Here is a 23,895-nt window from a genome sequence, read left to right as displayed (position 1 = left end):
GGCTGGCGGATGATGTCGAACACCGAGCTCATGCCCATCTGCGGCATGGCGTCGGCGAAGCTGAGGCGCCCGGCGAGGCGGGTTTCGGGCTGCTGGGGCACGAGGTTTTCGAACAGTGGGTTGTAGACGGGTTCGGGCTGGGTCGGCAGTTCGACTTCGGGGGCCATCTCTTCGTCGTTATCGAAGAGGGGTTCGGGCAGTTCAGGCTTGTTCATGGTTCGCACTCGTTCAGGGAAATGACAGCCTGATGTTTTACGGTGCGCGAATACTTGGTGGTATCCGTAGAAGTGATAGGTAGGCAAGGCTTCCAAGTGGGTGTAGGACAGGGTGTGGGCACACGCGGCAAGCGGCTCGCTCAGGGCCACTTGCCGAGTAATCCTTACGCAGCCTTCAGGCTGATCTTCTGGTGATTGACCACGCGCGAGGCCTTGGAAAACCGGGTCGTGACCTGGCGGTTGACCTGCTTCTTGAATAACCCTGTGGTTTTGTTTTCAAGCTTGATGATGCTTGGGGCGTTCAGCAGGCTTTGGTGGTGAATGCCCCACTGCCGAGCTGAACGGTCATAACGCATGAAGGCCGAGCCTTGGATATTCTCCACGGTGGTGCCGGCGCTGCCCTGGTGGTAACCGTAGTCGGTGTACTCCATGGCATTGACCATCCCGCGACCATGCTCGGCGTTGCTCAGGTTGTTGTACTCGGCGTCTTCCTTGCTGCCTTGGACATGCCGTACCCGCAACGTCTGCCCGTCCATCTGGTCGACGGCCAAGGTACACCCGCTGAAACCGGGGGTGAACAACAATTCCGGCTCACCGTTGCTTGGATGAATGGGAATGTCCACGTAGCCACCCTGAGGGGCCCAATAGGCGTAATCACCGGCCGCCATGGGCTGGTTGACGCTGGGGTCGATGATGGTCAAGGCGTTGTAGCTTCTGCCTTGTTCGCTCACCTTGAGCGCACCGAACAACAGTCGCCCGCCACCTTGAACCTTGTTCAGTACCCCATTGGCTGCGGTGGGTATGGATACTTTTTGCGCGTTGATCAGATCCGTCAGTAGGGGCTCGGAGGCTTGGCTGCCGTCGCTCAGAACTTCGCGCAACGGTACCGGTTGTGCATTCAAGGTCAGGGTCACCTGACCATCAGGTGGCGGCGCGGGCACTGAAGCCCCTTGGCGATCGCGGCTCTTGCCCGTACGCAGTTTCGGCGCGTACAACCCGTTGGGCTGCTGGGCACCGCTAGGCTCCAGGCCGTCGGCATCGCGCAGGGTCATCGGGTTGTTGCGCACCATCCTGAACAGGTTCAAGCCATCGATGGTGCCGGCCGGGTCGGCGCTCAGCCAGCGACAGGCCCACGGCTGGTAATAGCGGTGGCCGTAGTAATACAGGCCACTGGCGTCGCACTCCTTGCCCGAATAGCGAACGGTCTTGTAGCAGGCCTCCAGTTCGTTGCGTGCCGCCCACACGGCAGTGCCGCCGAAAGGGTAGTACTCTTCGCGACTGATCAGAGCACCCTCGCCATCGACTTCAAGCCCGCCGCTGCCAAGCAAGTCGTCGTAACTGTAACGCAGGGCGCCGTTGTCGACGCCATCCGGCTTACCCTGCGTCCACAGCAGCGCCCGAAGCTGGCCACTGCCGGGCGCGCCGACGCTGATCGTCTGCCACTGTTGGGTGAGGGTTTCACCCACATGCTGGGTGTGCAGTTCGAGATCGCGCAGGTAAACCGTACGCCGGGTCTGCTGCTGAGTGCCGCCCTGAGCGCTGGCCCGTTTACTGATGCGTTGCCCGTCTGCGGTGTATTGGTAGCGTTCGTCGTCGGGCATTTGGCCTTCACGGCGCAGCGCGGTGACACTCTGCAACTGCCCGCGCGGTGTCCAGCTCAGAGGTTGGCCGGGGCGTAGATGCAGTTGGTGGCCGGCGGCGTCGAACAGGCAATCGACCTGATTGGGGTCTTCGCTCAGTTCGCCCGGCACGGCGCGGTTGCTGGAAGTCGCAACGGTGATATGGCGAGTGTAGTTGTTGCCGCTGGCCGGTGCGCTGTGGCGCAGACGAACGAGGTTGCCGGCACGGTCATATTGATAGGTCCGGGTGTACAGCGTCACTGCGCCATCGTCGAGCAGCATGGGCGTGCTCGGCGCGCCCTGGCGTGAATGGCTGGCACACTCGCGGCCGCTGGCACTCACCAACTGATAGAGGCTGTCATAGACAAAGCGGCTCTGCGCGGGCACCTGCTGGTTACGCCAGAAGCGGGTGGCCTGCGCCGTGTCTTCCACTGCCGTCACGTTGCCGGCTGGATCGTAGCTGTAGCGCAAATCCTGCAGGCGTTGCGCCCCGAGTCGATGGCCAGCCGGACGCTCGACGCACACGCCGGCCAGACGCAAATCGCAAGGGCCGTAGGTGAAGGTGCTGAACACGCCATTACCCTGTTCCTTGCGCAGCAGTTGGCCGCTTTCACTGTAGTGCTGGGCAATCACCACCGGTCGTTCGCCCTGGCCGTTGAGGCGTAGCCAACTGGCCTTTTGCAAGCCAAGTCGGTCGTAGGCAATGCGCTGGCGGTGTAGCTGCGGGTCGATCTGTGTGATCAGGGTGTCGGTGGCGTCGAGCTGGTACTGGTGGGTGAGCGCGTCGGTGTCCAGCAGGGCATTCCAGGCCTGTTCATCGGTGCCTTGCCAGTTCGCTTGGCTGTCGCCGCGCAACAGTCGACGGCTTTCACACAGGACTGCACCGTTGACGCTCAGGGCCGACCGCTGGTGCAGGCCGCCCGTGTCGTAATGCCTGACACAGCGACCGCTCAGGTTGAGCGCTTGCTGAGAGGCGCTGGGGGTGGCCCAGATGAAGCGCTCGATCACCTGGCCCGCGCCGGCCTCGGTGTGTTCGGTGACGGTGCTGACCCGGTCCGCGGGCTGGTTGGCCAGGTAGGCCCAGGTGCGTTTGACGCCGGTGGCGGAGAGGCTCAGGGCCGGTCTGCTCAACGCATCGTCCAGCTGGTAGTTGCGCCCGGCATCGACACTGTCGCTGCTCAACACCTTGCCTGCCAGGGAACGTTGGTAGCGAATATTGGGGGTGTAACTGCCATCCCGCCGAACGTGAGCGTGAAGGCGCGGATCGACGGAGGCTATATGTTGGCCAGAAACGCTGAAGGCGTGCCGGGTGATGCGCGCTTCAACGATTTCCAATTGCTCGGGATGGCGGTGGTACAGCACTTCGGCCACGGCCAGCCCGCGGCCATTGAGGACGCTGAGCATCGGAGTGTTCTTGAAGGTGCTGTACGACTGTGAACGGTTCGAGCCCGTCATGATGGAATTGCTCCTATTGCAAAACCACCTTTTCTATGCCCAAGCCGCCGTTGGCGATACTGTCAAATGTGCCAGCTAGACAAGCTGGCTGAAACGAAAAAGCCCGGCACGATGGCCGGGCTTTCACAGGTCGCACGCAGTGTTTACTGCACTTCAACCGCCAGGCTTTCGGCGATCTTGCCTTGCCAGATGGCCGGGCCGGTGATGTGTACCGACTCGCCTTTGCTGTCGACGGCCACGGTCACGGGCATGTCCTTGACGTCGAACTCGTAGATGGCTTCCATGCCCAGCTCTTCGAAGGCCACCACGCGCGATTTCTTGATGGCCTGGGCCACCAGGTAGGCGGCGCCGCCCACGGCCATCAGGTACACGGCCTTGTGATCCTTGATCGCTTCGATGGCGGTCGGGCCACGCTCGGATTTGCCGATCATGCCCAGCAGGCCGGTCTGGTCGAGGATCTGCCGGGTAAATTTGTCCATCCGCGTGGCCGTGGTCGGGCCAGCCGGGCCGACCACTTCTTCGCGGACCGGATCGACCGGGCCGACGTAGTAGATGAAACGGCCCTTGAGGTCCACCGGCAGGGTTTCACCCTTGTTCAGCATCTCGACCATGCGCTTGTGCGCCGCGTCGCGACCGGTGAGCATCTTGCCGTTGAGCAGGATGGTCTCGCCCGGCTGCCAGCTTTGCACTTCTTCAGGCGTCAGCGTGTCGAGGTTGACGCGGCGAGCCGACGGGCCGGCTTCCCAGACGATTTCCGGGTAGGCGTCCAGGTCCGGCGCTTCCAGTTCGGCCGGGCCGGAACCGTCGAGCACGAAGTGGGCGTGACGGGTCGCGGCGCAGTTGGGGATCATGCACACCGGCAGCGAGGCGGCGTGGGTCGGGTAGTCCATGATCTTCACGTCGAGCACGGTGGTCAGGCCGCCGAGGCCCTGCGCGCCGATGCCCAGCTGGTTGACCTTGTCGAACAGCTCCAGACGGATCTCTTCGAGACGGTTCTGCGGGCCGCGGGCCTTGAGTTCGTGGATGTCGATGGACTCCATCAACACTTCCTTGGCCATTACCGCAGCCTTCTCGGCCGTGCCGCCGATACCGATGCCGAGCATGCCGGGCGGGCACCAGCCCGCGCCCATGGTCGGTACGGTCTTCAGGACCCAGTCGACGATCGAATCGGAAGGGTTGAGCATGGCCATCTTCGACTTGTTCTCGGAGCCGCCACCCTTGGCTGCTACGTCCACTTCCACGGTGTTGCCGGGAACGATGGAGTAGTGGATCACCGCCGGGGTGTTGTCCTTGGTGTTCTTGCGAGCGCCGGCCGGGTCCGCGAGGATCGAGGCGCGCAGGACGTTTTCCGGCAGGTTGTAGGCGCGACGCACGCCCTCGTTGATCATGTCGTCCAGGCCCATGGTGGCGCCGTCCCAGCGCACGTCCATGCCCACGCGCACGAACACGGTGACGATGCCGGTATCCTGGCAGATCGGCCGGTGGCCGGTGGCGCACATGCGCGAGTTGATCAGGATCTGGGCGATGGAGTCGCGCGCCGCCGGGGACTCTTCACGCAGGTAGGCCTGGTGCATGGCCTGGATGAAGTCCACGGGGTGGTAATAGGAAATGAATTGCAGGGCGTCGGCGACGCTCTGAATCAGGTCGTCTTGTTTGATCACGGTCATGGGGCGCGCTCCTCTTGGTGGGGAACATTCGTTAAGAAAGCGGGTCAGGTCTAGCCTGGCGCACGGCTTTCGAGGTGCGTCAACGTGTAGCAGGTTGGCGCGAAAAAGGCGCGGCAGTATAGCGCGGCTGAACCGCGCTGACACGCTGGATCGATGGAGTTGCGTGGGGTCGAGGCGGATGCACCGTTGGTCCGATACCCGGTAGACTTCGTCGAGCCCTCCAAAATTGAATAGTTATTTGACCCCTTGGCCATTATTATGGCATCACACCTTTGCACTGTTACGGTGCAATCAGGGGATGGATTCCCGTTCAGCACAGCGAGTCTGCGAGTGACCGAGTCCGCCCTTCAACATCTACTGATCAAGCGTTTCTCGCTGGCTGCCTGCACCTATGCATTGGTGCTGGTGCTCGTGTGGGTAGCCATCCTGACTCAGTATTGCAGCGTGTCGCTCGTGACAGCGGTGGGTAGCACTTGCCTGGTCGTCGCCAGCCAGGGCGTGCTGTACTGGGTCTTCCGCAGCGGCACCAACCAGCGCTTTCGCGACCCCAGCCTTACCGAGTTCCAAGTGCTGCTGGCCGTGGCCTGGCATACCTGGCTGATCGCCAATCTGGAAGTGGCTCGCGGCACCTTCATGGTGGTGTACGTGTTGATCCTGCTGTTCGGCGTGTTCCACCTGCCGCGCCTGGCGTTCGTGCGCTGTGCGTTGGTGGTGTTCGTCGCCTTCGTCGGGGTCATTCTGTGGGAAGCCTATCGCATGGCACTGCCCGATCCGGGGCTGGCCACGCTGCAGATCTGCGCCATGCTGGTGGTGCTGCTGTGGTTATGCATGTACGCCAGCTACGTGCAGAGCTCGCGCCAGCGCATGCGCCAGCGTCGCTACGCCCTGCAGGCGCACCAGGACACCCTGCGCGGCATGATGCGCCAGCTCGAAGACCTGGTGGCCACCGACGAACTCACGGGCCTGTTCAATCGGCGGCATTTCCTGCGCCTGGCGTCGCGCGAACTGGCCACGCTCAAGCCGGGTGTCGAGCACGGCCTGGCACTGATCGACCTCGACCACTTCAAGCGCATCAACGACATCCATGGCCACGCCGCCGGTGATCAGGTGCTGCAACTCTTCGCTGCCGTGACCCAGGACTGCCTGCGCGATACCGATGTACTGGCCCGCTATGGCGGGGAAGAATTCGTGCTGTTGATGCCGCAAGTCGATGCCGATCACCTGGTGCGCAGCTGCGAGCGGTTGCGTCGCGCGTTTGCCAACGCCGACCCGCAAGGCCTGGACGCGGCCAATCTGAGTCTGTCGGTGGGCATGACCTTGCTGGTGCCGGGCGACGATCTGGATGACGCGCTGCAACGTGCCGACCAGGCGCTGTATCGGGCCAAGCGCGAGGGTCGCAACCGCTGCGCGGCAGCTTGGGACATGGCCGATGCCTGAACTGGAAACAGGCCAGCAGCGCTGGACGGTCGCGACCGGCAGCAACCTGCTCGATGCCCTCAACGAGGCCGGCCTGCACGTGCCTTTCAGTTGTCGCGCAGGCAGTTGCCATGCGTGTCTGGTGCGCTGCCTGGCTGGCGAGCCCCACGACCGCAAACCTGACGCCCTGAGTGTCGGCAAGCGCGAGCAGGGCTGGCGCCTGGCCTGCCAGTGTCAAATCGTCGAGGACTTGCAGGTGGCGGTGTTCGATCCTCAAGGTGACGGTACGGCTGCGCGAGTGATCGGCCATGACTGGCTGTCGGCCAACGTGCTGCGCCTGCGGCTGCAGGCGGAACGTGAACTGCGCTATCACGCCGGGCAGCACGTGGTGCTCTGGACCGCCACGGCCGCAGGAGTGCGGGTCGCGCGGCCTTATTCCATCGCCAGCCTCGCCCAGGCCGACGAGTTTCTGGAGTTTCATCTGAGCTGTCGACGCCCCGGCGCTTTCATCGATCAGGCCCGTCAGTTCAAGGTGGGCGATGTTGTGCAGGTAGGCGAAGTCCGCGGCGGCGCCTTGCATTACGATCCCGAATGGCAGTCCCGGCCACTGTGGCTGTTCGCTGCCGGTACCGGTCTGGCTCCCTTGTGGGGTGTGCTGCGCGAGGCGTTGCGGCAAGGGCATCAGGGACCGATCCGCGTGCTGCACATGGCCGATGAGCACTATCTGGATGAACCCTTGCGGGCGCTTGCCCAGGCGCATCCCAACCTGATGGTCGAGCAGTTCCCGGCCGGCGAGCCACCGCCCTTGCGGCTTTCCTCGCGTCAGACCATCGCGCTGGTGTGCGGCTCGCCGATCAGTGTGGAGGAGTTCTCCCGACGGCTGTTCCTGGCCGGACTGCCCAGAAGCCAGCTGTACAGCGACGTGTTCGTCGGACGCGGCTGAGGCGATGACCGCCCCCTTCAGGAGCGGTCATCGGCCGCGAAAAGAGTTCCAGGCTATACCTGACACACCGCAGCGCATCCTTCGCGGCCACAGACCGCTCCTACAGAAATGCAAAAGGCCCCGAGGTTTCAACCCCGGGGCCTTTGGTCTTTCAGCGAGCAATCATCAATCGACCAGTGGATCACCCACGTGCAGGATCTTCATCCCGTTCGTGCCACCAGTCTGTGCATAGCTGTCGCCCTTGGTCAGGATGACCCAGTCGCCCTGTTGCACGATGCCCATTTCCAGCAGCTTGTCGATGGCGGCCTTGCTCACTTCGCTCGGCGGCAACACGGCCGGATCGAAGTCGACCGGGTAGACCCCGCGGAACATGGCGGCGCGGGCCTGGGTGGCGCGCTGCGGCGAGAAGGCGAAGATCGGGACCGACGAGCGCAGGCGCGACATGATCAGCGAGGTGTACCCGGTTTCGGTCAGGGCGATGATCGCCTTCACGCCCGGGAAATGGTTCGCCGTGTACATGGCGGCCAGCGCGATGCTTTCGTCGCAACGCTCGAACTGGGTGTACAGACGATGGCTGGACTTCTTGCTGGTCGGGTGCTTTTCCGCGCCGACGATGATGCGTGCCATGGCTTGCACGGCTTCGATCGGATAGGAACCGGCAGCACTTTCGGCCGAGAGCATCACGGCGTCGGTGTAGTCGAGCACGGCGTTGGCCACGTCGGACACTTCGGCGCGGGTCGGCATCGGGTTCTGGATCATCGACTCCATCATCTGGGTCGCCACGATCACCGCCTTGTTGTTGCGGCGTGCGTGCTGGATGATCTTTTTCTGGATACCGATCAGCTCGGCGTCGCCGATTTCAACACCCAGGTCGCCACGCGCCACCATGACGGCGTCGCTGGCGCGGATCAGGCCGTCGAGGGTCTCGTCGTCCGCAACCGCTTCGGCGCGTTCGATCTTGGCCACCAGCCAGGCGGTACCGCCCGACTCGTCACGCAGCTGGCGCGCGTATTCCATGTCCGACGCATCGCGCGGGAAGGACACGGCCAGGTAGTCCAGGTCCATTTCCGCGGCCAGCTTGATGTCGGCCTTGTCTTTCTCGGTCAGGGCCGGGGCGGTCAGGCCGCCACCGCGACGGTTGATGCCCTTGTGGTCGGACAGCGGGCCGCCTATCAGCACCGAGCAATGCAGCGAGTCGGCGGTGGCGGTTTCCACGCGCATGACCACACGGCCGTCATCGAGCAACAGCTCGTCGCCGACACCGCAGTCCTTGACCAGGTCAGGGTAGTCGATACCCACGACGTCCTGGTTGCCCTCGGTTAGCGGATGGCTGGTGGAGAAGGTGAAGCGGTCGCCGACCTTCAGTTCGATGCGTTTGTTGGCGAACTTGGCGATGCGGATCTTCGGACCTTGCAGATCGCCCAGCAGGGCGACGTGACGCCCCAGCCGTGCAGCGATCTCGCGGATCAGACGGGCGCGAGCCTTGTGCTCATCCGGTGTACCGTGGGAAAAGTTCAGGCGAGCGACATCCAGGCCGGCCTTGATCAGTTGTTCGATCACTTCCGGCGAGTTGGAGGCGGGGCCCAGGGTGGCAACGATTTTGGTACGGCGAACGGTCATGCACTGACTCCTTTATTGAAGCGCTGGCAAAGGCTACTCCTCAATTGCGCTGGCGTCATCGTTCCTCTGCACTCGATAGAGAGGATTTGGACAGAGACAGTTGGCGCGTGCCGGCATCGGACGCCCGGGTATTGAAGATTCCCGGCAACGGGTCGATAAAGCCTCATACCCCCTGCGGCAGGAGAGTCCCATGCGCGCGCTTGTATTGATTGCCCTGGCCATCGCGGTGTCAGGCTGTACCCGCTGGTCGATGGACCAGCACCTGAACAGCGCCTACCGCGCCTATGACGACGGCAACTGCGAAAAGGTCGTACTGGAGCTGTCCCAGGTCGACCGCAAGAGCCGTTCGCGGCCGTACGTGCAACCGGAAGTCTCGATGCTGCGAGGCCAATGCCTGGAGCGCCAGAAGCTCTACGTCGATGCGGCACAGACCTACCAGTACATCATCAATCGCTATCCCTCCAGCGAGTACGCCTACCGCGCCCAGGCGCGTCTGCAAACTCTGGATCAGCTTGGCCACGTGCGTCCCGGTGTGCCTGCACAGCCACGTCCGGCGGCATTCTGAGGTGAATTTCCTGTACCCTGAAACGATCTGGAAAACGCCTGGGACACCTGCACGGGTGGACCTGTGAAACGACAGAGGATGAACGCGACACTTATGCCGGATATCTACAGCAGACCCATCATGTACACCGAGCGTCGGATCGAACGGCACCAGTTGCCGTACTACCTGAAGGTCTACAACCGCTACACCGGCCGCGCCATGGGCTACATGGGCAACATTTCGGACGTCGGCCTGATGCTGATCAGCGAACTGCCGCTGTTGGTCGGTCCGGTGTTCGAACTGCAGGTGAAAATCCCCTCGGTCGAGGGCGAGCCCAAGCTGATCGACCTGTCGGCGCATTGCCTGTGGTGCAAAGAAGACGCGACCCCTGGTCACTACGATTCGGGCTTCGAACTGCAGGGCCCGGCGCCGACGGAGTTTCTCAAGCTGGTAGACGCGTTGCGCCACTATTTCACGTTCCATCCTCATGGCACGTCGGCCTGACGTAGAACCTGAAACTCAGGCGCGCGGCTGGCGCAGGCTTCGATAGCGCAGCAGCGCTTCGGTGGCGATCTCTCCCGGCCATGCATCGACGACAGTAACACCTGCCGCGACCAGCCGATCGTGCAGCCCCTGACGCCAGAGCAGCCGCTGCATCACCCCGCAATAGAGCAGGGCATCGCGCCGAGTCTTGACCGGCTGCTGACGCAGGCGCTCGAGGGCTTCGTCGCGCAAGCTGGCCAGCAGCACCGGATGGCGCACCGCGACCTTGGCCAACGCAGAGACCCGGTCCGGCTCGTCAATCTCCTGGAAGCCGGTGACCATGACCACCAGCACAATGGCCTGGTCTTCGACAAGCAAGGCATCCAGGGGCGCGGTCGAGTCCCCCGCCGTCGAGGAGGGTTGCAGATGCGCAAGCGCTTCGGCCATTCGCTGCAGCTGCTCGGCTCCGGATTGCGCTGCCAGGCTCACCGGCGTCACGCAGGATGACACCTGCAGGCCCACGGCATACCCGTCCGTCAGCGCTGCTTCGCTTACTTGCAGACACGCGTGCACGGCATGCCTCAGGTCGGTTTCGCGGTGGCCGGCCCAGGCGCCGCCGTCCAGCAGCATCATCACCACTGGGTCGGCCTCTCTTGCGGCCATACTCAAAGGACGGTTGATCCGCGCGCCGACCGACATCGGTCCCAGGCTGTCCCGCAGGCTTTGCAGTTGCGCCACCGCGCGGGTGAATGCTCGACTCGACAGACGTCGGTGGCCGGCTGGCATCAACGCGGCGCCAACGCTGCGGGTCGAATGCTGCGACAGTTGCGCCAGCACCTGCCACTGGTCGGCAACGGCGAGCTTGTCGAAGCCGGGATGATGCAGACACGCGCGCTGCAGCACGTCTTGACGCAGATGGCCGAGCAACGCCTGTGGACCCTGCTCGCGCAGACACTGACGTCCGTATCCACGTAGCCGGCGCAGCTGATGTCGGTCCAGCCCGTTCAAGCCCTGGTAGGGACGCCGCCGCGTCCTCATCCACCAGAGCCCCGACCCGGCGGCCAGCAACAGCACGACCAGCGCCCACGGCACGTATCGTCCAGGCTGATCGGCCGCCGGTTCGAACAGCCAGGTCACGTCACTGCCCTGATTCAGGTACCACAGCAGCCAGGCATTGTCGTAGCGCTGGATCTGCTCGCGCTTCCACAGTTGCGCATCGCTGACCAGGGTGATGAGACCGTCGCCGTAGGCCATCTGCATCAGATGGGTGGCGCCATTGCTGTTGGCCCATGCCTGAACCTTGCCGGTCGGGTCATCCAGATGGCGTTGCGTATCGAAGCTGAAATACGCCGGCGCTTCCTCGTCTTCCAGATAGAGCTTGGTCAGGCTCGGGTACTCATCGTCTGCAGCAGGGGGAAGCTGCGGCAGCTGCGCGCTCAACTGAACGCGGATCTGCAGGCGATCGAGCAGCGCATCGCCGCTGGTGGCGCTGGCTTCGTCCCACAGGGCGTCGGCCACCGTCAGCAGGCGTCCGCCGCGCTGTACCCAGCCCAACAGTCGGTCGACCTGCTGGATGGACAGCGGCGTTTGCCGGTCCAGCAACATCAGGCTGTTTCCCGCTGCAGGCAGGGTGTCGAGGGCGGCCCAAGTGGTTGTCGTGTGGTTGGCCAGCCCCTGAGCCCGCAGAAAGTCGCGGGCGCTTTGATAGGGCGTATTCCCTGACGGAGGCGAAGCGACGATGCGCGCGATGGATTGCCGGGCGCTCTGGCTGTCCAGCGTCTGGTCCAGCAGGCGCGGGCTGTCGGGACCGCTTGCGCCGGTCAGGCTGACCCACAAGGCCAGCGTGACGAGCAAGGCCGCAGAACGCCGGATACGCTGCCCCTGGGCTGGCCTCAACGGACCGCTACCAGGCTCAACAGGTGTCCGTCGAACCAGGCAAACTGCCCGTCGATTTCGAATCCGTCGCCAAACTCTGGTGACAGGTCGGTCAACAGGCGCAGCCGCGCATGCCCTTCGGCCGACCAGTACAGCACTTCGGCATGCTCGAAATAGAAGCGCTGCCCGACCAACGGGTACAACGCCTTGAACAGGCTTTCCTTGAGCGAGAAGGTCAGGGTGACCAGCGTATCCACCTGCGCCGGATCCATCCGCGTCATTTCCGCCGGGGTGAGGATTTCCGCGCAAAGCCGTTCGGCGCGCGCCGCTGGCAGCAGGCTTTCGATATCCAGACCCAGCCCCAGGCAGTGGTCCCGATGGGCGACCACGGCCGCTGCCCGACCACTGCCGTGGGTGATCGACCCGACGATTTGCTCAGGCCAGACCGGGGCGCGGTCGGCGCCGATGGCCGGCACCTGCGCCTCGCCGGTCAACGCCTGCAGCGCGTCACGTGCGCATACCCGTCCTGCCAGGTATTCGGCCTGACGCTTGGCCACCGAACGCTGAATCGACGCAGGCGGGGCAATGCCGCACTGCGCGAAGTCTTCGGCGGTCAGCGCGCGGTGGTCGAAACGGCTGCTGAACAAACGCGCGCCGGGCACGGCCTCGGGCAGGGGCCAGTGTTGTCGCAGGTCGCTCAGGCAAGCGGGGAGGGCTGTATTCATGTGCGCATTCTGCCCAGCCTGGTCGTGCAAGGGAATGGCGATCATTGCACGCGCGTTTCACCGCTGAACACCAGGGGCTGGCGACAGCGCCGGCACAGGTAGCGGCGACCTCTGCCGACCAGGCCATGGCGTTGCGCCGAAAAGGCGAACTCGCTCTCGGGGCAGGGGCATTTGTACAGATAGCGAATGACCTGGCGACGTTTCACGGCGTAGCTGTGGCAACGGTGCGGGGTCAGTTCGTAGACACCGCGCATGATCAGTTGCCATTCCTCGCCGTGAGGCGCGATGCGATCGCCGAACAGCTGGTGCGCCACCAGGTGCGCGACCTCGTGGGGCACGGTCTGCTTGAGGAAGTCTTCGGCATTCTCGCGGTAGAGCTGCGGATTGAAGCGCAGCAGGTTTTCGTGCAAGTGCGCCACACCGGCCTTCTGCCCGCGCAGCTGGGTGCTGACCACCGGGCGCCGGAAAGGGCGCTTGAAAAACAGCTCGGCCTGGCGAAAGCAGGCTTCGACGCGTTGATTGAGTTGCTCGGGCATTCTTCGACACACTCCAGGTGCAGCGATTATGCCGCAACCTCCGTGCAGTGCCGAGCCATCCGTCGGTGCCGTGCGGCCCTCACGCTTCGCAGACGGTACACGGCACGCGTCAAAGTGCGTAAAATGCCCGGCCTTTGTCACCCACCTCGCGGGATCCTGTCGCCATGGGCACTCTTTCAGTCAACCAGAACAAACTGCAGAAACGCCTTCGTCGCCTGGCCGGTGAAGCCGTCGCCGACTACAACATGATCGAGAACGGCGACAAGGTCATGGTCTGCCTCTCGGGTGGCAAGGACAGCTACACCCTGCTCGATGTGCTGCTGCACTTGCAAAAGGTCGCACCCATCCAGTTCAGCATCGTGGCGGTGAACATGGACCAGAAACAGCCGGGCTTCCCCGAGCATGTGCTGCCGGCCTATCTGGAACAGCTGGGCGTCGAATACCACATCGTCGAGAAAGACACCTATTCGGTGGTCAAGGAGCTGATCCCGGAAGGCAAGACCACCTGCTCGCTGTGCTCGCGCCTGCGCCGCGGCACGCTGTACACCTTCGCCGACCAGATCGGCGCGACCAAGATGGCACTGGGTCACCATCGCGACGATATCGTCGAGACATTCTTCCTCAACATGTTCTTCAACGGCTCGCTCAAGGCCATGCCGCCCAAGCTGCGCGCCGACGACGGGCGCAATGTGGTCATTCGGCCGTTGGCCTACTGCCACGAGAAAGACATCCAGGCGTACTCGGACTTCAAAGGCTTTCCGATCATCCCCTGCAACCTGTGCGGCTCCCAGGAGAACCTGCAGCGCCAGGTGGTCAAGGACATGCTGCTGGACTGGGAACGCAAAACGCCCGGCCGCACCGACAGCATCTTCCGCAGCCTGCAGAACGTGATGCCGTCGCAGCTGGCCGACCGCGGCCTGTTCGATTTCCACAACCTGCGCATCGACGAGAACGCCCCGGTGCGGATCGCCAATGTGGTGAACCTGTAACACCGCAGCGCCCCTTTCGCGGGCAGAGGCCTCAGCCGCCCGCCCGGCTCCCACACTGATCGCTGCGGGCTGGATTGCTTTTTGTGGGAGCGGGCTCTGCCCGCGAAGGCTACCGCGCTATTTCTCGCCAACCGCCCCCGCCGTGACCACCTGCACGCTCAGGCGCGGTGTCGCCAGGTCCAGTCCGGCTTCATCCAGCTGGCGCTTGAGCGCCAGATTGAAGGCCCGTGACACCTCCCACTGCTTGATCGGCCCGGTCTTGAACCGCGCGCGCAGGATCGCCGTGCCCGACTCGAAGCTTTCTACCCCCTGAAACTCCAGCGGGGACCAAATATCGCGCCGATGCAACGGATCGCTGCGCATCTTCTGGCCCACTTCGCGCATCATCTTGATGGCGTCGTCGATCCCCATGCTGTAGGGCACCGCTACGCGAAAGATGGCGTAGCCGAATTCCCGCGAGTAGTTCTTGATGCTCTTGATTTCGCTGAAGGGGATGGTGTGCACGATACCGTCGATGTCGCGCAGGCGAACCGTGCGGATGGTCAGGCCTTCGACAGTGCCCAAATGGCCGCCCACATCCACGTAGTCATCGATGGCCAGCGAGTCCTCGATGATGATGAACAACCCGGTGATCAGGTCTGCCACCAACGACTGTGCACCGAAACCGATGGCCAGACCGATCACCCCCGCACCCGCCAGCAGCGGCGTCACGTTCATGCCCATGTTGGCCAGGGCGATGATCGCGGCAATGATGAAAATGGTCACGAACAGCACGTTGCGAATCAGCGGCATCATGGTCTGCGCGCGCGCGTTGGCCATGCCCTTGCGCGAACGGGTGAGGGCGTGATGGATGCCGGTGTCGGCCAGAATCCACACCAGCCAAGCGAAAATCAGAGTGCCCACCAGGCTGGCCAGGCGCACCGAGATCTCGTGGCCATCGCCTTCGGTGAAACCGATCAGCGACATGCCCCACACACGCAGGCCCAGGTCGATGAACACCACCCAGATCAGCAGGTGCATCAGGGTGTAGGCAAAGTGACTCAGGCGCTCCGAATACAAGGCATGGCGCCTTGGACCCTTGGGCGGGCGCAGGGCATGGCGACGGATGAGGCCATTGATGACCATGCACAGGATCAGCAGCACCGCGCACATCAGCGACTGACGCAGCGCCGTACTGGTGTCGCCGGCCGAGAAGAACGTGGCGAACAGCGAGATGCCCACCAGCACCAGGGCCGGCAGGTACCAGAAGCTGCCGAGAATCTCGATGGTGTCGCTCAACGCCCGACGCGTCAGCCGGCGCGACAAGGGCTGGTTGCGGATCAGGTGGGCGATGGGCCGACGGAAGCGCAGAATGAACAGGCCGGTCGACAGGGCGGCCAGAACGTTGGCCAGGGTTGCCGCACTGTGGGCCAGGTGCTGACCGAGCGCGGCGACCATGCGCGGGTCACTGAGCGCCTCGCCGAAGGCGGCGAAACTGCCGATCAGCCACAGCGGCCGAAAGGCCCGGTGCCGCAGGATATTCAAGGCACGGTGCCGATGCGGACCGTCCAGCAGGGAAAACGCGATCACGCAGATCGCGGAGAACAGCGTGCCCACCACCAGTGCATAGGCCATGACCATGGCCAGGCTCTTGCCCAGCGACGAAGGCAGCGCGTAGCCCACGTAAACGGTAATGACCAGCGCCACCAGCCACGGCCCCAGCTTGCGCAAAGCAAAGCGCAGCAGGTCGAGGGTGCGTGGATGCTGCGGCAGTTCTTCCGACAGGCCGAAGCGCAGGCGCACGCGATGGCCGATCCAGATCAGACTGTAGGCGAGCAGGCTCCACACCAGCATGATCAACAAAAAAGCGCCGATGATCGGCGGCCATTCCGCCATGGGCAGGGCCAGCGCCAGCAATTCATCGTGGGCCAGGGCGACTTCCTCACCCCAGCGCCGGAACGGGCTGTTGTCCCCGGAAAACTGCTGGTCGACGTGGGCCAGGGCGCTGCCGATCATGCCCAGCACGCCTTGCTCGGCGGCCGGCTGGGCCTGCCGGGTACTGTCCCTGAGCTTTTTCAGGTCGCTCAACAGCTTGGTGCGTTGCTGGTCGTTTTCCAGGGTCTGGATCACCTGATCCAGTGACTGGCCCAACGGCTGGGCGGGCTGTTCGGCCGGCTTCTCCGAGCTGCCCCCCAACAGGCCGGGCAGGCCGACTGCCTGAGCGGTAATGGGCAGCAAAAGCAGGACGGCAAGCGCCAGGCGCAGGAAAAGGACCATCAGTGGAGTCACCTGTAGATCGGTGTTTGGGTGGTGCGCCCTGCGCGGACAGAGAACGACCTCTGCCCGCGTACGGGTGTTCAGGTCGGGCCACGTCGCGGCAGGGGCGTGACTAGGGCAGCTCGTTGCTGGCGTAGAAGGCACCCAGCACTTTGACCAGATGCGCCAGGTCATGGCTGCCAGCCAGCTCGCGAATCGAATGCATGGCGAAGGTCGGCAGGCCAATGTCGACGGTCCTCACCCCCAGGTGACTGGCGGTGATCGGACCGATGGTCGAGCCGCAACCCATGTCACTGCGCACCACGAAACTCTGCACCGGCACTTCCACCGCCATGCACAGGTGCCGGAAGAAACCGGCCGTCTCGCTATTGGTCGCGTAGCGCTGGTTGCTGTTGACCTTGATCACCGGCCCGGCATTGAGCTTGGGTCCGTGATTGGCATCGTGCTTCTCGGCATAGTTGGGGTGCACGCCGTGGGCGTTGTCCGCCGACACCAGCAGCGAACGCTGGATGCTGCGCACGTACTCGTCGCCTTCAGGGATCAGGCGTTGCAGCACCTGTTCCAGCATCGGACCGTCAGCGCCACAGGCGGAGCTGGAACCGATCTCTTCATGGTCGGTACACACCAGCACGCAGCTTTCGTCGCCTTGCGTATCGAGCAGGGCCTGCAGGCCCGCATAGCAGGACAACAGGTTGTCGAGCCGCGCGCCGGCGATGAAGTCGCCGTTCAGGCCGATGACCGCAGCACTTTGCGTGTCGTAGAAACTGAGCTCGTAGTCGAGCACCACATCGGCGTTCAGCCCGTGTTCGCGAGCCAGCTGTTCGGTCAGCAGTGCGCGGAAATCCACGCGCTCATCCCCAGCCACCTGGGCCAGCACGGGCGGCAGTTCGGTCTGGGCATTGATCGCCCAGCCCTGATTGGCCTCGCGGTTGAGGTGGATGGCCAGGTTGGGTATCACGGCGATCGGTAGGCGGAAATCGATCAGCTGGCTTTCGACCTTGCCGTCGCGGCGAAACGTCACCCGGCCGGCCAGCGACAGGTCGCGGTCGAACCAGGGTGCTAGCAGGGCACCGCCATACACCTCGACACCCAGTTGGAAAAAGCCTTGGCGCTGCAACTCGGGTTGCGGCTTCACGCGCAGGCAGGGGCTGTCGGTGTGGGCGCCGACCATGCGCAGCCCGTTGAGCAGCGGTGAGTGCTTGCCCAGCTTGACGGCGATGATCGAGGAATCGTTGCGGGTCACGTAGTAGCGCCCGCCGGGCACCGTGTTCCAGCTCTCGCGCTCGTCCAGCCGCTGAAAACCGGCTGCTTCGAGGCGTCGCGCCAAGGTGGCAGTGGCGTGGAAGGGGGTAGGGGAGGCCTTGAGGAAATCGATCAGGCCCTGGTTCAAAGCTTCGCGCATAGAAAACTCCAGACAGCAATGCAGCCAGTTTACCCGATTGCCCACGGATAGGGCTGCTCAATCCTTGGTGGCGAACCCCCTGCCCACGATGACCCCACCGCGGTACTTGTGGGATCGGGGCGGGCGGCGAGCCCTCTGCCCGCGAAAGCCCCGCCGCAGTGTATCCGGCGTACCCGCGAAGACCCCACCACAATTCAAAACGGCGCAGCACACTCGAATTTCATCCGCTCACCTGTCACCGGATGGGTGAATGCCAGCATGCTCGCGTGCAGGCACAGCCGCTCATGGGCCTCCAGCGCCTGCGGATGGGCATACAGCCGGTCACCCAGCAACGGATGACCGATCGACAACATGTGCACGCGCAATTGGTGCGAACGCCCGGTGATCGGCGTCAGCTCGACGCGGCACCACTCCCCGCAGCGTTCCAGCACCTTCCAGAAGGTCAGCGCATGCTTGCCCTGCTCGTGGTCCACAACATGCCGGGGCTTGGTCGGCGGGTCGTAGCGCAGCGGCAGGTCGACACTGCCGCTGTCCAGCGCCGGTTGCCCCCAGGCCAGTGCGGTGTAGGCCTTTTCAGTTTCGCGATCGTGAAACTGACGGGACAGCTCGCGATGGCTGTCGGCATCCCGCGCCAGCAGAATGATCCCGCTGGTTTCCCAGTCCAGGCGATGCACGATGCGGGCCTCGGGAAACCCGTTCTCCTGCAGGCGGGTGATCAGGCAGTCCTTGTTGTCTTCGGCGCGTCCAGGCACCGACAGCAACAGGGTCGGCTTGTCGATGACCAGCACGGCGGCGTCCTGGTGAATGATGCGAATGTTCGACAACGGCATGAAAGTCTATCTCTCAGAAACGCCAACGGCGGCGCGTCGACCCTTTTCAACAAAGGGCCGCCGGGCCGCCGTGGAGCCGAGCGCGAGGCTCAGCGGTCAGGCAAGGTAATGTTCAATTCCAGAATCGAGCAGCTACCCTGATTCTCGAGTGCAACCTGTACCTGGTCGCTCTCGATGTTCACATACTTGCGAATCACTTCCACCAGCTCTTTCTGCAGGGCGGGCAAGTAATCAGGGGTCGTGCGTTGGCCGCGTTCATGCGCCACGATGATCTGTAGACGCTCTTTCGCAACCGACGCGGTGCTGCCTTTCTTGCGATCGCGAAAGAAGTCGAAAATATTCATTAGCGACCTCCAAACAGGCGCTCGATCCAGCCCTTTTTCTTGAAATCAAGGAAACGGTGCGGCTTTTCCTTGCCCAACAAACGGTCGACGGCATCGCTGTACGCCTGGCCGGCGTCGCTCTGGTCGTCGAAGATCACCGGCGTACCCGAGTTGGACGCCTTGAGCACGGCCTCGGATTCCGGGATCACGCCCAGCAGACGGACCGAGAGGATTTCCTCGACGTCCTCGACGCCCAGCATTTCGCCCTTGCTGACGCGCTCGGGGCTGTAGCGGGTGATCAGCAGGTGTTCCTTGATCGGATCCTCGCCCTGTTCGGCGCGGCGCGACTTGCTCGCCAACAAGCCCAGCATGCGGTCCGAATCTCGCACCGAAGAGACTTCCGGGTTGGTCACCACGATCGCCTCGTCGGCGAAGTACATGGCCAGGTGAGCACCTTTCTCGATGCCCGCCGGGGAGTCGCACAGAATGTAGTCGTGGGTCTTTGACAGCTCGTTGATGATCTTCTCGACGCCTTCCTTGGTCAGGGCGTCCTTGTCGCGCGTCTGGCTGGCAGCCAGGATGAAGAGGTTCTCGACGCGCTTGTCCTTGATCAGGGCCTGTTGCAAGGTCGCTTCGCCGTTCACCACGTTGACGAAGTCGTACACCACGCGGCGTTCGCAGCCCATGATCAAGTCAAGGTTACGCAGGCCGACGTCGAAGTCGATGATGACGGTTTTGTGGCCGCGCAATGCGAGGCCGGTGCCGATGGCGGCGCTGGTGGTGGTCTTGCCCACACCACCCTTGCCGGATGTAACCACGAGAATCTTGGCCAAGGTGTATCACCTCTACTGAAAAAGGGACGGTTAATCCCCGAAAAAACATGACTTCAAAACATCGGCGGACTGCATGAGCCGGCGGTACTGGAAGCGGTACCGCGCGACAACCGCGCTATTTGAAAGTTGCGCTGAAAATGGCGGCAGTATCCGTTAAAGACGGGTGATGTTCAACACATCCCCGGATAAGCTGACCTGAACGGGCGAACCCCACAACGGGTCGCGTCGCAGGTCCTCGGAGACCTTGTATTGCCCGGCGATGGACAGCAGCTCGGCGCCCAGTTGCTGACAGAAGATGCGCGCCTTGCGGTCGCCCTTGATGCCGGCCAGGGCGCGTCCGCGCATCGGGCCGTAGACATGGATGTTGCCATCGGCGAGAAGTTCCGCACCCGAACTGACCGAGCTGATCACCACCAGATCGCAGCCTTGGGCATAGATCTGCTGGCCACCGCGGATCGGCGTGGTGATCACGCGAGTGGGCTGGATCAAAGGCTCGGGCGGCTTTTCCGGCTTCTTTTCTTCAACTTCCAGAGGCCGCTCGCGCGCGCCCGACGGCGGCAGCACGGGCAGGTCGATGGCGATCGCTGCGGCGATGTCTTCGATACGGCTGGCGCGCACTGCCAGGGTCCGCAGGCCATGATGACGGCAGATGCGCATCAGGCCGGGCAGGTCGATGCTGCCCTGGTTGGCGGGCAGCTTGTCCAGCGCCAGCACCAGCGGCGTGTTGCTGAAGAAGTTCGGTGCCTGGGCCACCTTGGCTGCCAATTGGCGGTCCAGGGCGGCAAGGTTGTTCTGCGCCAACTCAAGCACGGTGATGGCGAGCATGCTGCCCTTGAGTTGGAACACAGGTTCCTGGTCTAGCTGATCGGTCTGGCTCATGGTCGGCAAAACGCGCCTTGTAACTAAAAAAGTGCCGAGACTTATAGCGAGAACCACCTTCCCCTGCAAGCCGCGACGCAGCGATGGAAGGTCAACCCATGTAGAATGCGCGGCCTTGTTGCCTGTACGGAATCGTCAATGGAACGCCCGCGCTTTCGCCGATATTTTCTTCATCCGCGCTTCTGGCCCCTGTGGCTGGGGCTGGGCGGGTTGTGGCTGGTCGTGCAACTGCCCTACGGCGCGTTGCTGCGCCTGGGGCGCTGGCTGGGTCTGGGCATGTACCGCGTGGCCAGCGAACGTCGCCGCGTAGCGGCGCGCAACCTGGAGCTGTGCTTCCCGCAGATGCCGCCCGTCGAAAGAAAGCGCCTGCTCAAGGAAAACTTCGCCTCGACCGGCATCGCGTTTTTCGAAATGGCCATGAGTTGGTGGTGGCCACAGAAGCGTTTGGCCAAGCTGGCGCACATTGAAGGGCTTGAACACCTGCAGGCGGCCCAGCGTGACGGCGAGGGGGCGATTCTGATGGCCCTGCATTTCACCACCCTGGAGATTGGCGCGGCGCTGCTGGGCCAGCGTCATACCATCGACGGCATGTACCGCGAGCATCGCAATGCGTTGTTCGACTTCGTGCAGCGCCAGGGCCGCGAGCGCCACAATCTCGATTCGCTGGCGGTGGAGCGCGAGGACGTGCGCGGCATGATCAAGCTGCTGCGCAAGGGCCGCGCGATCTGGTATGCCCCCGATCAGGACTACGGCGCCAAGCAGAGTATTTTCGTACCGTTGTTCGGCATCGAAGCAGCGACGGTGACGGCGACCACCCACTTCGCCCGTCTGGGCAAGGCACGGGTCATCCCGTTCACGCAACGACGGCTGGAAGATGGCAGTGGCTATCGGTTGGTTCTGCATCCGCCGTTGGAAGGGTTCCCCGGCGAAAGCGAAGCGGCTGATGCATTGCGCATCAACCAGTGGGTGGAGCAGGCCGTGACCGAATGCCCTGAGCAGTATCTGTGGGCCCACCGGCGCTTCAAGTCACGACCGGCCGGTGCCCCCAAACTCTACGACAAGCGTCGATGAGCCAGCCCTGACGGCCTCTTCGCGCGGTTCCTGTGGGAGCAGGTTCTGCCCGCGAAGAGACCCGTCGCAGATGCACCTACTCGGCGATCTGCAGCTTGCGCGCCTCGGTATACACGTAGCGCACCTTCTCGTACTCGAACGGCGAGTTCATCTGGCCGTAGCGAAAGCTGTTGCTGTAGCGCCGATCCACGGCCCGCAGTGCCCACAGCTCCGGATGGTTGCTGCTCACCTCGGCCACATTGAGGAAGTTGATCTGGTTCTCGACGGCAAAGTCGAACACCAGGCCAGTGGTGTCACGCAGGTTGGACGGACCCAAAATCGGCAGCACCAGGTAGGCGCCGTTGGGTACACCGTAGAAGCCCAGGGTCTGGCCAAAATCCTCGGACTGCTTCTGCAGGCCGAACCAGGTCGCTGGATCCCACAGCCCTGCCACACCCAGCGTGGTGTTCACCAACAACCGTCCGGACGTGTCCAGGGCACGCTTGCCCTTGAACTGCAGCAGGCTGTTGACCAGGCTCGGCACTTCGCCCAGGTTGCTGAAGAAGTTGCTCACGCCGGTGCGCAGGAACGACGGCGTGATATAGGTGTAGCCATTCACCACCGGCAGGAACACCCACTCGTCGAAGCGGTAGTTGAAGTGGTAGAGGCGTCGGTTCAGGTTTTCCAGCGGGTCGTACACGTTCAACGCCGTCAGGGTGGAGCGCTCGAACTCGCGCTGATCCAGGCCCGGATTGAATTTGAGAACCTGCAACGGTTGCTTGAAGCCGTCGCTGTCGACCTTCTGTACGGTGCTGTCGTCGGCCTGAGCAAGGCCTGCGCAGAGCAGCGTTGCCATCAACAGGAATTTTCTAGCCACGGAAGAACTCCAGCATAGCGTCGCTGTTGACGCGGTAATTGAGGTTGCCGCAATGGCCGCCATAGGGGTAAACGGTCAGGCGATCGCCAAAGGTCTTGCGCAGGAAGCCCAGGTCGCCAGGGCCCAGGATCACGTCGTCGGCATTGTGCATGACGCTGATCTTGGGGCTGTTCTGCAGGTAGTCCTTGATGCCATACAGGCTCACCTGATCCACCAGCTGCAGCAGGCTGCCGCCATCGGTCCGGGCGCGCCACATCGGAATCACCTGCTCGGTCAGGTAGCAGTCGAAGTCGCACTGCAGCGCCCGGCGCAGGAACGGCGTGAGACTGGTGCCTTCACTGATCGGATACTTGGGCGGCGTGATCAGCCCGCGGCGGTTGATCAGGTCGGACGTGAAGGCAATGTCGGCGGCGGAGAAGCGGAACGAGGTGCCGATCAACATGGCCATCTGTTCATTGGACAGGTGCTGCTTGGACTGCTGGAAATCGTAGAGCAGGGCATCGTTGAGGTCGATGTAGCCCTTCTGCTGGAAGTAGCGCGTCAGCTTGTTCAGGACCAGTTCATAGAACGTGGTGCTGTTGTTGATGCCCTTGACCTGGGTCTGCACCAGTTTGTCGAGGTTGGTGATCGACGTGTACAGATTGACCGGCGGGTTGAGCAGCAGCACTTTCTTGAAATTGAAACTGCGGCGCGTTTCATCCAGTTGGCTGACGAATGCCGCGTCCAGCGCACCAAGGCTGTAGCCGGTCAGATAGAACTCGGTGATCGGCAACTTGGGATGCTGTGCACGCACGGCCTGCATGACTCGATACAGGTCTTCGGCATCTTCGCGGGTCACGCCCGGTGTGGCGAAGCGCGAGGCAGCGCTGATGAAGTCGAAGCTGGTCGGCGAGGACAGCTGAACAACGTGGTAGCCGGCCTGGTAATACAGTTTCTTCAGGTATTCGTTGAGCGAGCTGCTATAGGGCGCGCCGGTGCCGGCGATGAGGAAGATCAGCGGCGCGGCGTGGTCCTGCTGGGCCAGGCGATAACGCAGTTTCTTCACCGCCCAGAAATTGTCCGGCAGGATGAACTCGCGCTCCGGGCGCAGGTTCAGGCTGTAGTCGGCCTGATCGATGTCTTCGTCCAGAGGCAGCTTGGGGCGCAACTCCGGCGGCGTCGACGCGATGGTGGCCTCGAACGGGTTGGTGAGCGGATAGCCATAGGTGGCGGGGTCGATATCCTTCGCCAACGCGGACGCACTCATGATGAGGCCGCCAAGCAGGGCAGCGAAGCGCAATGATCGGAGCATGACGGAGTCCCTAGAGGAGAATGCTGTGTTGACGTTCGAGGCTAGGACAAGCGCACTGGTGGCAAGT

21 protein-coding genes are annotated in these 23,895 nt (G+C 63.2%); 6 read left to right on the top strand and 15 right to left on the bottom strand.

Annotated elements, in window-relative coordinates; genetic code table 11:
* From ASF66_RS08075 to ASF66_RS08065, 3 genes are all read right to left on the bottom strand, one after another.
* Nucleotides 1-215: hypothetical protein (locus ASF66_RS08075; protein ID WP_056843383.1), on the bottom strand; the 215-nt coding region annotated here is incomplete at its 3' end.
* 164 nt (nt 216-379) lie between these two features.
* Nucleotides 380-3,289 carry an RHS repeat-associated core domain-containing protein gene (locus ASF66_RS08070; RefSeq protein WP_056843382.1) on the bottom strand — a complete coding sequence of 970 codons (2,910 nt, stop codon included), beginning with the start codon at nt 3,287-3,289 and terminating at the stop codon, nt 380-382.
* A gap of 143 nt (nt 3,290-3,432) precedes the next feature.
* Nucleotides 3,433-4,956 (bottom strand): fumarate hydratase, encoded by a 1,524-nt coding sequence (locus ASF66_RS08065; protein ID WP_056843381.1) that lies wholly within the window; start codon nt 4,954-4,956, stop codon nt 3,433-3,435.
* Nucleotides 4,957-5,286: 330 nt separating this feature from the next.
* On the opposite strand from ASF66_RS08065, the gene ASF66_RS08060 reads away from it, so the two are divergent.
* Both ASF66_RS08060 and ASF66_RS08055 read left to right on the top strand, forming a co-directional pair.
* Entirely contained in the window at nt 5,287-6,393 is a 1,107-nt protein-coding gene (locus ASF66_RS08060; protein ID WP_056843380.1) for a GGDEF domain-containing protein, read from the top strand.
* Nucleotides 6,386-7,315, top strand: a complete 930-nt coding sequence (locus ASF66_RS08055; RefSeq protein WP_056843379.1) for an iron-sulfur-binding ferredoxin reductase — start codon at nt 6,386-6,388, stop codon at nt 7,313-7,315. The genes ASF66_RS08060 and ASF66_RS08055 overlap by 8 nt, the downstream gene beginning before the upstream one ends.
* A 165-nt stretch (nt 7,316-7,480) precedes the next feature.
* Here ASF66_RS08055 and pyk read toward each other — a convergent pair whose 3' ends face one another.
* Complete coding sequence (gene pyk / locus ASF66_RS08050) at nt 7,481-8,935, bottom strand: pyruvate kinase (protein ID WP_056843378.1); 1,455 nt, start codon at nt 8,933-8,935, stop codon at nt 7,481-7,483.
* 190 nt (nt 8,936-9,125) lie between these two features.
* On the opposite strand from pyk, the gene ASF66_RS08045 reads away from it, so the two are divergent.
* Together ASF66_RS08045 and ASF66_RS08040 are read left to right on the top strand one after the other, a co-directional pair.
* Nucleotides 9,126-9,500, top strand: a complete 375-nt coding sequence (locus ASF66_RS08045; RefSeq protein WP_056843377.1) for a tetratricopeptide repeat protein — start codon at nt 9,126-9,128, stop codon at nt 9,498-9,500.
* A gap of 120 nt (nt 9,501-9,620) precedes the next feature.
* Nucleotides 9,621-9,983, top strand: coding sequence for a PilZ domain-containing protein (locus tag ASF66_RS08040; RefSeq protein ID WP_049861562.1), 363 nt, complete (start codon nt 9,621-9,623; stop codon nt 9,981-9,983).
* Nucleotides 9,984-9,998: 15 nt separating this feature from the next.
* On the opposite strand, the gene ASF66_RS08035 is transcribed toward ASF66_RS08040, so the two are convergent.
* The 3 genes from ASF66_RS08035 to ASF66_RS08025 are packed head-to-tail and all read right to left on the bottom strand — an operon-like array spanning nt 9,999 to nt 13,098.
* Nucleotides 9,999-11,816 (bottom strand): DUF4350 domain-containing protein, encoded by a 1,818-nt coding sequence (locus ASF66_RS08035; RefSeq protein WP_056843376.1) that lies wholly within the window; start codon nt 11,814-11,816, stop codon nt 9,999-10,001.
* A gap of 38 nt (nt 11,817-11,854) precedes the next feature.
* On the bottom strand, nt 11,855-12,562 hold the full coding sequence (locus ASF66_RS08030; RefSeq protein ID WP_056843479.1) for a 4'-phosphopantetheinyl transferase family protein: 708 nt from the start codon (nt 12,560-12,562) through the stop codon (nt 11,855-11,857).
* A gap of 41 nt (nt 12,563-12,603) precedes the next feature.
* Nucleotides 12,604-13,098: a SprT family zinc-dependent metalloprotease gene (locus ASF66_RS08025; protein ID WP_056843375.1), complete on the bottom strand. Its 495-nt coding sequence runs from the start codon at nt 13,096-13,098 to the stop codon at nt 12,604-12,606.
* A gap of 164 nt (nt 13,099-13,262) precedes the next feature.
* On the opposite strand from ASF66_RS08025, the gene ttcA reads away from it, so the two are divergent.
* On the top strand, nt 13,263-14,087 hold the full coding sequence (gene ttcA / locus ASF66_RS08020) for a tRNA 2-thiocytidine(32) synthetase TtcA (protein WP_056843374.1): 825 nt from the start codon (nt 13,263-13,265) through the stop codon (nt 14,085-14,087).
* 117 nt (nt 14,088-14,204) lie between these two features.
* On the opposite strand, the gene ASF66_RS08015 is transcribed toward ttcA, so the two are convergent.
* The 6 genes from ASF66_RS08015 to minC form a co-directional block, all read right to left on the bottom strand.
* Complete coding sequence (locus ASF66_RS08015) at nt 14,205-16,343, bottom strand: mechanosensitive ion channel domain-containing protein (RefSeq protein ID WP_049861545.1); 2,139 nt, start codon at nt 16,341-16,343, stop codon at nt 14,205-14,207.
* A 112-nt stretch (nt 16,344-16,455) separates the two neighbouring features.
* Nucleotides 16,456-17,745 carry a M18 family aminopeptidase gene (locus ASF66_RS08010; RefSeq protein WP_056843373.1) on the bottom strand — a complete coding sequence of 430 codons (1,290 nt, stop codon included), beginning with the start codon at nt 17,743-17,745 and terminating at the stop codon, nt 16,456-16,458.
* Nucleotides 17,746-17,939: 194 nt separating this feature from the next.
* Nucleotides 17,940-18,575 carry an RluA family pseudouridine synthase gene (locus ASF66_RS08005; protein ID WP_049861543.1) on the bottom strand — a complete coding sequence of 212 codons (636 nt, stop codon included), beginning with the start codon at nt 18,573-18,575 and terminating at the stop codon, nt 17,940-17,942.
* Nucleotides 18,576-18,664: 89 nt separating this feature from the next.
* Entirely contained in the window at nt 18,665-18,919 is a 255-nt protein-coding gene (gene minE / locus ASF66_RS08000; RefSeq protein WP_049861542.1) for a cell division topological specificity factor MinE, read from the bottom strand.
* A complete protein-coding gene (gene minD / locus ASF66_RS07995) occupies nt 18,919-19,731 on the bottom strand; it encodes a septum site-determining protein MinD (protein ID WP_049861541.1) in 813 nt (270 codons plus the stop codon). The genes minE and minD overlap by 1 nt, the downstream gene beginning before the upstream one ends.
* A gap of 153 nt (nt 19,732-19,884) precedes the next feature.
* A complete protein-coding gene (gene minC, locus ASF66_RS07990) occupies nt 19,885-20,610 on the bottom strand; it encodes a septum site-determining protein MinC (protein WP_049861540.1) in 726 nt (241 codons plus the stop codon).
* A 138-nt stretch (nt 20,611-20,748) separates the two neighbouring features.
* On the opposite strand from minC, the gene ASF66_RS07985 reads away from it, so the two are divergent.
* Nucleotides 20,749-21,681, top strand: a complete 933-nt coding sequence (locus ASF66_RS07985; protein ID WP_056843372.1) for a lipid A biosynthesis lauroyl acyltransferase — start codon at nt 20,749-20,751, stop codon at nt 21,679-21,681.
* Nucleotides 21,682-21,757: 76 nt separating this feature from the next.
* Here ASF66_RS07985 and ASF66_RS07980 read toward each other — a convergent pair whose 3' ends face one another.
* Nucleotides 21,758-22,537, bottom strand: coding sequence for an MlaA family lipoprotein (locus tag ASF66_RS07980; RefSeq protein WP_056843371.1), 780 nt, complete (start codon nt 22,535-22,537; stop codon nt 21,758-21,760).
* Entirely contained in the window at nt 22,530-23,828 is a 1,299-nt protein-coding gene (locus tag ASF66_RS07975; RefSeq protein ID WP_049861537.1) for a serine/threonine protein kinase, read from the bottom strand. The genes ASF66_RS07980 and ASF66_RS07975 overlap by 8 nt, the downstream gene beginning before the upstream one ends.
* Nucleotides 23,829-23,895 lie beyond the last annotated feature (67 nt).

The organism is Pseudomonas sp. Leaf129 (assembly GCF_001423465.1).
GTDB lineage: Bacteria > Pseudomonadota > Gammaproteobacteria > Pseudomonadales > Pseudomonadaceae > Aquipseudomonas > Aquipseudomonas coleopterorum.
The sequence above is the reverse complement of the archived record's forward strand: the minus strand, read 5'-3'. Positions and strand labels throughout refer to the sequence as shown.